The organism is Spirosoma sp. (assembly GCF_048594605.1).
In the GTDB taxonomy this organism is placed as follows: domain Bacteria; phylum Bacteroidota; class Bacteroidia; order Cytophagales; family Spirosomataceae; genus Spirosoma.
Map to the genome: position 1 here is coordinate 1 of NZ_JBMDWV010000270.1, position 10,646 is coordinate 10,646.

A 10,646-nucleotide genomic window follows, 5' to 3' on the forward strand; every position below is an offset into this window, starting at 1 on the left:
TCGTCAGTTAATTAGATAATTTATTAAGTCTTTATCCAAAATAAATTTTATCATGCTTAATAAATAAAAAATTATAAACTTTAAGATTAATAAATAACTATTTGATTTTCAGAAGGTTAATCCGAATAAAAAATTTATTTATTATTTATATAAATCAGCTTTTGTTGACTGATTATTACTAATGTATTTATACAAAAAATAAGAAACTATTATCAGCAATATGGCCTCTTACCTGCTCATATTGTTGATTAAAAATTTGATATTCTAATTAATAACCATTTACTATTTGCGCTTGAGTAGCATAAAAAGAGTTTCTAGTTTATTACTTTATGAATATCTAAATAATTACTGACAATAAATTTTTAGTAACGACACATGGCGAAAATGATGAATGACTTATTATTAAGTTTATAATAACAATATTTTGGAATAATACTATTCACTAACTTGAGTTTTTAGTATTATTCCAAAATATTTAATTAGTAGTAGCAAGATTTTTGATACCCATATTCCAGAATATAAATGCATAAATGTCAGCTGCTGTTTGGAGCGTTTTTTGCGTATTGCTGGCACCATGACCTGAGTTCGTATCAATTCGGATCAGTACCGGATTTGCTCCCTTATACATCTCTTGCAGAGTAGCTGCATACTTAAATGAATGGGCAGGTACAACGCGATCATCATGGTCGGCAGTTGTAATCAACGTAGCAGGGTAGTTCAAATCCCGCTTTATATTGTGAACAGGAGAATAAGCATAAAGGGCTTTAAATTCATTAGGGTTGTCACTGCTGCCATAGTCAGCAATCCAGTTCCATCCGATTGTGAACTTATGAAACCTGAGCATGTCCATTACGCCCACTTGTGGGACAGCTACTCGAAATAGATCGGGGCGCTGATTCATCACAGCTCCTACCAATAGACCACCGTTTGAGCCTCCCTGAATGGCTAATTTTTCTGAACTTGTATATTTCTGAGCAATCAGATATTCGGCTGCGGCAATAAAATCATCGAAAACATTCTGTTTTTTGAGTTTCATGCCCTGCTCATGCCATTTCTCTCCGTATTCGCTGCCTCCTCTCAGGTTTGCCTGTGCGTAGATACCGCCCTGTTCCAGAAATGGAATTCGAAATGGACTAAAAGCAGGTGGTAGGCTAATATTAAATCCACCATAACCATATAGTAACGTCGGGTTGGTTCCATCAAGTTTTAGGCCTTTACGATACGTTAGAAACATCGGTATTTTTGTGCCGTCCTTGCTGGTATAAAATACTTGCTTCGTTTCATAAGCATCAGGCTTAAAATCAACTTCTGGTGCCCGAAAAACAGTGCTTTTTCGAGTGGCTATGTCGTAACGATAGATAGTTGGTGGAAACGTAAATGAAGTAAACGTATAGAACACAAACTTATCGTCTTTTTCCCCTCCAAATCCACCGGCTGAGCCTACAGAAGGCAATTGAACTTCACTTTCACGTTTACCATTATAGTCGAATACTTCTATTTTCGACGTTACGTCTTTGGTGTATTCAACAAACAATTTGCCGCCAGCCGCGCTAACGCTTCCATCCGCAATCGGTTCGGAACGTTCAGCAATGAGAGACTGGAAAACACGTTTTCTCGTGTCATATGCAATCACTTTGCTATTGGGAGCTTTTTCATTAGTCAGAATGAGCAGGCGATCTCCGTCATTGTCGACAACATTGTAGCTAAAGTCTGCAATGTCTGCTACAACTGGTACAAATGATTTGTCGGACGATTGGGCATCCATAACGAAAAGTGCGTTACCATCTTTGCCCTGACCCCTGTCGCTGACCGTCATCAACACAAAGCGTTCGTCATCTGTAGTGCTGACAATATTGAATCGCTGAGGATGTTTGGAGTCTTCGTAAACCAATCGATCGGCCGATTGAGGAGTATTCAGTTTATGGAAGAATACCTGGTGATTTTCATTTTTAGCCGCTAAAGCGCTTCCCTCAGGTTTTGGATAGCGACTGTAGTAGAAACCATCCCCTTGCCAGGCGGCTCCCGACACTTTAACCCATTCGATTTTTTCCGGCAGGTACTGCTTGGTAGCTACATCCATAATTTGGTAGTCTTGCCAGTCCGACCCTCCCTTTGATAAGCCTACAACAGCGTATTTGCCATTTTTAGAAAGCGCAAAAATTCCTAAACGGGTTGTTCCATCGGCTGATAGCTTGTTAGGATCAAGTACGACTTCGGGCTTACCATCAAGACCCTTCTGCCGATAAAGTACTGCCTGGTTTTGCAAACCGTCATTTTTCGAGTAGTAAAACCATTCGCCTTTTCGGCTGGGTGCAGAATACTTCGGATAATTATAGACTTGCTCCAGTCGGGCCTGAATTTGTTTCCGATAAGGAATTTGATCCAAATAATCGAAGGTGATTTTGTTCTCGGCCTTAACCCAGGCAGCGGTTTCGGCTGATCGATCATCTTCTAACCATCGATATGGGTCGGCAACCTGAGTGCCATGATACGTATCAACTTGATCTGTTTTGCGAGCTTGAGGGTAAGTAAGAGTCTGATTTGTCTGGCCTAGTGCTATGGATGAACTTAGCATAATCGAGAATTGAGTGAATTTAAAAAAACGCATAGTTTGATGATTAAAACAAGAGAAAACCCAATATACGAATGTACAGGAAACCTATTAACCATTAAGCCTGGCGCTTGTGCTGTTGATCTGTGATGGAGAGAGTGAAAGAAACAAGTGTATATTGATAATACGGTTTGGATATTTAGTAAATACGTAGCTCATTTACAATTACTTGCTGAGCCAGCCAATGTCTATAATGCGACTAGTAGGCTATATCTGTTTTCAATTTTTTCTCTGGAGCATATCACTTCTCCGGGGGCAGGCGCAGCATGATTCTATTACGACAGCTTTTCGGGTCGATCGTATTGGCGTAAGCGACGGTTTGACTCAGGGCTCAGTTTATTACATGCTTAAAGACAGTCGGGGGTTTCTGTGGTTTGGAACTCAGGACGGATTGAACCGTTACGACGGGCGCCACTTCCGAACGTATCGGCCAGTTGCAGACGAACACGGCGTTCTTCAGCCTGGCACTATTCGAGGTACCAACATTTTAGGTATTGTCGAAGATCCTGATAACAACTTATGGATTGGCACAGAAGAAGGACTGAACCGATATGATCGGATAGGGGATCGATTCGACTATTTCTTCGCGAGCAGCCATAAGAATGGAATTAGTCGAACGATGCCTTTTTACGTTAACAGAACTGAATTGCTGTTTCTGAATGACGCGGAAGGGCTGGTACAATTTGAGTACCGGAAGCAGCGTAAAACCACGTTGGCCGCAACCCTGCATTTGCGAAAGAAATATGATCTGCGAAGCCCGCCTATATACACTTCCTCAGGGGACGTCTGGATGCTTGCACCAACAGGTATAATGCGTTATAACCGGCATACGCGCTCTACTACGTTCTATTTCAGCGATCATCCACAAAATCAGTTTGGTCCAGTACGTAGTGTCTACTCATCTTACGTCGATGAGGACAATATGGTCTGGCTAGGTACAGATGCCGGTTTGATCCGCTTTGATTATCAACATAACACTTACCAGACCTATACCACCAATGAAGAAAAATCCATTAGTGCCATTCATAGTGTTGCTCCTGACCAACAAGGTCGGCTTTGGCTCGGTACGGAAAGCGACGGTGTGCTTTACTTCGACAAAAAGTCGCGCTATATAAGGCAGATCAATACGTTCACGAACCACATACAGCGACTGAGTGATTTTAAAATCAGCAAGATTTACGTAGACAAACAAGGAATCGTCTGGGCCAATACAGATCCGGATGGTCTGGCACGTATCGTTCCAGACGCTTTCTTGTTCGGAGGATTTTTAAAGCGTCAGTCTATAAATCCGTCCCCTTCCAATCAAAAGCTTAGTAACTATACCGTTCGTGGTTTTCTGGAAGAGCGCCCTGATCGTATATGGGTACTTACCGAAAACGGAATCAATATCCTGAACCCTTATACAAATCGTATCGACGAAGTATATTTCGCTAACGTATTGCCGTCTGGTGCTGACCGGCCAACCGTTAAAAGTCTTTATCGAGATCCGAAAGGACGTATCTGGCTTGGCACGACGAAAGGCGTCATGTCCTTCCATCCTGAAAGAAAAACGTTTGAGTCAATTTTATTCCCTTCGGCTGCCGAAGGGGCGTCAGATAATTACGTACGAAACCTGACCAGTCTTTCTGATACGATGCTTATAGCGGCTACAGAAGATGGTTTGTATGTACTTGATACGAATCAGCGCAGTCTGTTTAAGCTGAATTCATTATCGGGTCAGAATATATTCAGCCTGTGGTTTGACTCAAAAAGACGGCAGCTATGGGTAGGTACGTACCTAAACGGCTATTACTGCTATCAATTACGGATCAGTAAATCTGCTGATTATGCAAACACGAACTCATGGAAATTAGTCAAATCAGGTTTACAAGGCTATACGATTCTAAACATTCGCCCTGACCCTACGCGACAAACCCTGTGGCTCTCCTCAGATCGTGGTTTGGTTACCCTAAATCCTAAAACAACTCAGTTTCAGATATATACGGAGCAGCAGGGACTCGCCAATTCATTTGTTTATGGTACGTTGCCCGACGCTCACAACAGGGTTTGGATGACCACGAATCGGGGAATTTCGCGCCTGGACCCTGTAACTCAATCAATAAAAAACTTTACGCCAAACGATGGGCTTCAGGGATATGAATTTAACGGAAATGCTTTCCTGCGAACCGCAAGCGGTGAATTTTACTTTGGAGGAGTCAACGGATTTAATCGATTTCAGCCTGACGAATTTCAAACCAGCCCGTTTGATCCTTACGTGTATATATATTCGCTTACTGTGAATGAGGAGCCTTTTAAGGGTAGCACATATATTGGGGAAGCTAAACGGATCGACCTGAATCACACACAAAATACGCTATCTCTGGAATTTTCGGCTCTCGATTACAGCAGTAATGGGCACAATACGTATCAGTATCAGCTTATTCCATACGATGATCATTGGATTTCGGCGGGTGAACGTAACTATGTCCGTTACACAAACCTGTCGCCGGGCAGCTATACTTTTCAGGTAAAAGCAGCTAACCAGGACGGTCACTGGAGCACACATACCCGTCAGATAATCATTTACATAGAACCGCCTTTCTGGTTAAGGCTACCCTTTATTCTGTTTGTTATTCTGCTGTTGCTGGGATCGATCTGGTGGTGGATACGTCAACGCGAGAACAGGATTCGTGAACAGCAGGCAGACCGCTTACGGTTGGCTTATGAAATCCAGGAACAGGTCAAAAAAGACATTGCCCGCGATATTCACGACGAAATTGGTACTCGGCTGGCCACAATTAAACTGTATACTACTCAGCTTACGCAGCAGGCGGGCGAAACCCCAGCTATCTTATCACTTAAAAATACGGTATTTCAGCTCATCAATGATACAATCAGCGATGTACGTAATATGTTACGAAGGCTCAATCCACAAACTTTAGAGCGGCATGGTTACGTAGCAGCGGTAGAAGAACTGTTTTCGCGCGTCAGCGCGAGTGGGGTTATCAGCGCCCAGTTTCTGTTAAGTGAAATGCCAGCTACCGGTAGGGATCAATCCAGCGAAGACGCCCGGCTTCCGGCGGATATGGAGGTAATGCTCTACCGGATTACGCAGGAACTGGTTAGTAATTCATTGAAACATGCGAACGCCAGTCGAATCGATCTGCACATTGTGTGGCAACCCGAACGACTCGTATTAATTTATCAGGACAATGGTCTGGGCTTTAATTATGAACAGCTGCAGAAAAAGTCAACAGGATTAGGTATGAGTAATATTGAATCGAGAGTGGCAATTCTGAAAGGGCGCATTACGTGGCAGAGCCAGCCAGGACAAGGTGTTCAGGCAACTATTGAAGTTCCAGTTAGCGCCGTACGCAAGCGTCGTTTTTTTGAGTTGAGTAGCCGCACTCCGTTGTGGAAGTAAGGTTGACATTTAATTATCAACAGCTAAAAACAACCAAGCCGTTTGGGAAATAGCTAATTAGGGTATTCAAATTGAGGATGTGCGCGTGGAATAAGGCCTTGTGAATCGTGTCGGAGCAGCATTTCAAATAACAGCACCGTAGCAGCCGCATCACCCTGGGCCCGATGGCGGCCATTGAGCGGAATATTGAGCGCCCGGCAAAGTTTACCTAAGCTATAAGATGCGTGACCAGGAATTAGCTTACGACTTGTTCGTACAGTGCAGAGGGTTCGGCGAAAATAATCGTGACCAAGCCAGTTCAACTCTTTTTGGATAAAACCAAAGTCAAAACCGACATTATGTGCCACAAAAACGGCATCTTTCGTAATGCTTAGAACATCCTGCGCTACATCGGCAAAGATGGGGGCATCCTGAACCATCTCATCCGAAATGCCGGTTAAGTGCCGGATAAACGGAGGAATTGGACAGCCCGGGTTCAGCAGCGAATGAAAAGAGTCGACAATCCGTTGACCGTCATGACGGAAGATGGCAATTTCAGTAAGGCGGGAAGGGCCTTTTACGCCCCCAGTCGTTTCAACGTCTACAATGCAATACACAAGGAATCAATTAGTAGTCATCGATAAACAGTCATTCCATAGAAATAGGTTCGCCGTTTTTGCACAAAACTAATAGTGAAAATCAGTTGATGGAATAGAGGCCTGTAACGGTTGAGTTGAAATGGGACGTCGTGCCACAACGCCTTCCTGAATCAATCGAAGTGTATAGGCGAGAACATAATCGCGGTTCGTAATCAGATCATCGTAACTTCTGTTTACCGTGAAATCTGGCTCAACCGTAAACCCGTTTGCCCGATCGGCCGTAACGGCATGCGTCATTTTCTTAAGCGGAATTCGAACCTGCAGTCGTGAATTAGGCAACGTAATGGTTTTAAACTGACCCGCAAAATCGCCCCAGTAGGCGCTTCCACTGGCCTCGCCAATAAAGGTGCCAACACCTGCATCCAGCGTTTTAGCCAATACGGAGGTAGCTGCTGAAAAAGAAGCTCCATTCATCAGAAAATATAAATTTCCTTTAAATGCATTCTTATGTCGAGGGCGATAATAACGCTGCGTCGAACGACTTGAAAAGCCACCTGTATTGTCAGATCTGTATTGCAAGCTAAAATTTATAGCCGAAACCGGATTCCAGCGGGTAATAAGCTCGGCGCGGGCAGCCCGTTTCATGGTTTCGCGTTCCATCATACGGAATGATTTTGGCATCCAATACCGTAGCAACCGGGCCGAATTCAACACGATTCCTCCGCCATTCCCCTGCATATCTACAATCAGGTTTTGTACATTCTCTTGCCGTAACTGCTTGAATGCTTTTTTCAGGCGTCGGTTATAAGCCCACTGAAACGGGTCCTTTTTTTTCAGCCCCATAAAGGAAGAGACCCGCAAAACGGCCGTACGGGTTAAGGTATCAACAATTCGTACTGACAGATTAGGTTGCTGAGCAAGGCTGCTGACCTCATTATGATACCGATTCTGCATAGTTGCCCGAAATCTATTTAATGAGGGGCACCGTAAACGCGTTTGTCGAATAGTAGTGTCGCCGGCCGTCCGATACGTAACGCTGATCGAATCGGCAGAACCATACCAGGCCGCATAATAATCCGCAAACTGGACAAGGCTCCATTGTCGCCGTCCGGAAACGTTATCACCATCCGAGCCGGAGTGGTCGGCATTCATCAGTTCGTGGTGTAAGTCGGCAATTGAACGGTTATTAATCGTAAGTAATTCAGTACCGCGGTGCAAGCTCGTATCAGTCGATACGTTATGGCTGATAAAATAGCGTGAATCTACAGTTCGTATAAAAAAAGGTACGTAGCGAGTGTGTTTACCAAAGTAATTTTTCTGATGGTTCAGGTTTGTATGCCCGTCCTTCAAAGCGCTTATAAATGGACTGACATGGCGAAAAAAGCTCATGTAATCCATCGGCGCTGTCAACCGATTATAGAGGGAATCGTAAAGATGCTCCATCTGTAGCTGGGGGGTGTAATAGCCCATACCAGGATGCAGCAAATCGAGTTTACGCTTGAGGAAAATTAAGTCAGCGCGGGCCTGGGCAGGAGTTAGCGTTTGGGCAGACGAAATCGAACAAACGAGTGCTAGTAAAAAGCTCGTTACGGCTAGTACTTTACCAATCTTCATCGAGTCACGTTACGGTAGGAACTGACTTTTTAAGTCAGTATTATTCGTATTGTGAAGATAAAGTTTGGTGTAACAATAAGCAACCCGAATTGTTTAAAACTTTACGAAAATTTCGTTTTCGGTAGTGTTCTCAGTATAATCCTAATCGTATTAAGTAAAAAATAATCCGAAACGGTATACTATTGCCTTAAATAATTACCTGGTTTCAGCTGCCTTTACGGTGCGGTATTATAGTCCAGTGCTGCACTTTGGAAAGATGCTCAGCAACAATCGTAGCGGCAACGTCTTCCAGATTTTCTTCATTCGTTATGAAATACAGACTTTTAGGATGATCTGTGTCCTGTGTCGTACGCAGTTCGTAATATTCGTTATGCTGCTGAATGGCGTGTTTTTCAACAAGTTGGTATTGAGCCATAATGATCAGAAAGTGTTTACGTAATCTTAACCCAGTTCGGCAACGGATGTTTAGCCTAAAATTGTAATCAATATAGCGCCGGTTACCATTATACCGGCGCCAATGAGTTTACGAACAATGCCCTGTTCATTAAAAAATTGATAGCCAAATAGAACACTGATCAGAGCAGACGTTTGAAACAAAGCTAATGCGTACCCAACCGGAATGTGCGCTAAGGCAATATTGCTTGCCATTTGATTGATGCCAACTGCTGCGAAAAGGGCAACAAAGGTAAATTTGTGCGTTACCAATAGATTCATTTGTGTGCGCCACTGCTTACGCATAACGAACATAATCCAGATAAAGGTGAAAACAAATCCAAACAGGCACCAGTAAAAGAAAGCAAGACCGGGTGTTGAGAGCAGAATGGCTTTTTTCAAAAATGCCCCATCAACCGCTGAAAATACCAGGGCTAATAACCGTAATTTAACTTCAGGGCGCCGGAAGACGGCCCACGAGAAATTATTACGTTGCTGTTTATCGGACAAGACGACGTAACTGCCTCCAATAATTAATAAAACGCCAATCAGGCCCCACCAGCCAGGAATTTCATTGAGCAGGAAGATGCCAATGATAAGGCCTGCAACAGACTTGTACGCATTAATTGGACCCAGTACGGACAAGTTTCCTATACGTAGCGCTTTCACTAAAAAGACGTTGCCTAGCATGGACAAAAGACCGGTTATGAGCATACATTGCCAAAACACGACCGGTAAGCCTGACACCTGAAGTTGCGGCCACATTGCCAGGCAGGCCAGTGTAAGAAAACCGTACGTTATTGAAATGATGAAAAGGGGATCAGCGGATCGCTCAGTGAGTTGCTTTTGAAATACGTTAGTAAGCGGATTGGCTACAATACGTATCAGGACGGCAAAGCTGGTGAACGTAATAATGGTCAGGAGCATAAAGGAACTAACCTGCAAAAGCGCTGAGGAAAAAACTAACTTGCTTAAGTATAAGCAAATTTTAGCTAGCACTTTCCTGATTCACAAACATTTCGTACCTTTGCGGTCTTATTTTGTAGAGGAGGCACTGAGGTGAACGTACTACGCACATACGACATCCATATTGTCGGTCTGGAAAATAAACGTTATGAGTACGACTTTACGTCGGACGATGCGTTTTTTGCTGCATTAGAGCAGGATTTAATTGAAAAAGGATCTGTTCAGACGCATTTAGTGCTGGACAGATCGGAGACCATGCTTCGGCTGGATTTTCATATAACAGGTACTGTAGAGCAAACTTGCGACCGCAGCCTGGACGAATATGATGAACCGGTTGACACACGGCAGACAATGTTGCTGAAATTCGGCGATCATAATGAAGAATTAAGCGACGATATTGAACTCATTGAACGTAACACAGCAACGATTAATGTGGCCCGTTACATTTTCGAGTTCATCAGCCTATCGCTTCCGATGAAGCGTTTGCATCCCCGTTTTCGGGATGAAGAAGATTCGGATGATGATCTGCAAAATGGTAAAGTGATCTATCGATCTGACGCCGATACGAACGACGAAGAGCAACCGGATGTTGATCCGCGCTGGGCCGCTTTACGAAAATTAAATAACAATTAATCTGATAGAGTCGTATAGCTGAAGGGTTTCAGACGCTATTAGCTCTACTAATTTAGAACTAGATAACTTTAGAACTGTAATCAAATGGCACATCCCAAGCGACGCCACTCCAGCACCCGGCGTGATAAGCGTAGAACTCATTATAAAGCGACACCTGTAGCACTCTCAACCGACGCACAGACAGGCGAAGTTCATCAGCGGCATCATGCGCACGTCTTTGAAGGTAATTTGTTCTATAAAGGGCAAATGATCATCGAGAATTACGCCAAAACGGCTTAAATAAGATCAGTTTATAAGAAGTATTTCACTAGCGTCTTTCTGAAGATGAATGTGAAATACTTTTTTATTGGCGGCTACCTCCCTATTTTTACGCATATTTAGTTTCTAAACCAGCTTACTGGGAGGTATT

Annotated in this window: 8 protein-coding genes; 3 read left to right on the forward strand and 5 right to left on the reverse strand. The window is 43.5% G+C overall.

Annotated elements, in window-relative coordinates:
- Positions 1-475: 475 nt before the first annotated feature.
- Positions 476-2,575, reverse strand: a complete 2,100-nt coding sequence (locus ACOJS8_RS16470; protein WP_420149643.1) for a prolyl oligopeptidase family serine peptidase — start codon at positions 2,573-2,575, stop codon at positions 476-478.
- A 229-nt stretch (positions 2,576-2,804) separates the two neighbouring features.
- On the opposite strand from ACOJS8_RS16470, the gene ACOJS8_RS16475 reads away from it, so the two are divergent.
- Positions 2,805-6,014, forward strand: a complete 3,210-nt coding sequence (locus ACOJS8_RS16475) for a ligand-binding sensor domain-containing protein (protein WP_420149637.1) — start codon at positions 2,805-2,807, stop codon at positions 6,012-6,014.
- Positions 6,015-6,067: 53 nt separating this feature from the next.
- Here the strand turns inward: ACOJS8_RS16475 and ACOJS8_RS16480 are convergent, their stop codons facing one another.
- The 4 genes from ACOJS8_RS16480 to ACOJS8_RS16495 form a co-directional block, all read right to left on the reverse strand.
- Positions 6,068-6,610: a PolC-type DNA polymerase III gene (locus tag ACOJS8_RS16480; protein WP_420149638.1), complete on the reverse strand. Its 543-nt coding sequence runs from the start codon at positions 6,608-6,610 to the stop codon at positions 6,068-6,070.
- A 69-nt stretch (positions 6,611-6,679) separates the two neighbouring features.
- Positions 6,680-8,206, reverse strand: coding sequence for a S41 family peptidase (locus ACOJS8_RS16485; RefSeq protein ID WP_420149639.1), 1,527 nt, complete (start codon positions 8,204-8,206; stop codon positions 6,680-6,682).
- Positions 8,207-8,411: 205 nt separating this feature from the next.
- Positions 8,412-8,621 carry a hypothetical protein gene (locus ACOJS8_RS16490; RefSeq protein ID WP_420149640.1) on the reverse strand — a complete coding sequence of 70 codons (210 nt, stop codon included), beginning with the start codon at positions 8,619-8,621 and terminating at the stop codon, positions 8,412-8,414.
- Between the two features lie 50 nt (positions 8,622-8,671).
- Positions 8,672-9,565, reverse strand: coding sequence for an EamA family transporter (locus tag ACOJS8_RS16495; RefSeq protein WP_420149641.1), 894 nt, complete (start codon positions 9,563-9,565; stop codon positions 8,672-8,674).
- A 132-nt stretch (positions 9,566-9,697) separates the two neighbouring features.
- On the opposite strand from ACOJS8_RS16495, the gene ACOJS8_RS16500 reads away from it, so the two are divergent.
- Both ACOJS8_RS16500 and rpmF read left to right on the forward strand, forming a co-directional pair.
- On the forward strand, positions 9,698-10,237 hold the full coding sequence (locus ACOJS8_RS16500; protein WP_420149642.1) for a YceD family protein: 540 nt from the start codon (positions 9,698-9,700) through the stop codon (positions 10,235-10,237).
- A gap of 84 nt (positions 10,238-10,321) precedes the next feature.
- Complete coding sequence (gene rpmF, locus ACOJS8_RS16505; RefSeq protein ID WP_157587039.1) at positions 10,322-10,516, forward strand: 50S ribosomal protein L32; 195 nt, start codon at positions 10,322-10,324, stop codon at positions 10,514-10,516.
- Positions 10,517-10,646 lie beyond the last annotated feature (130 nt).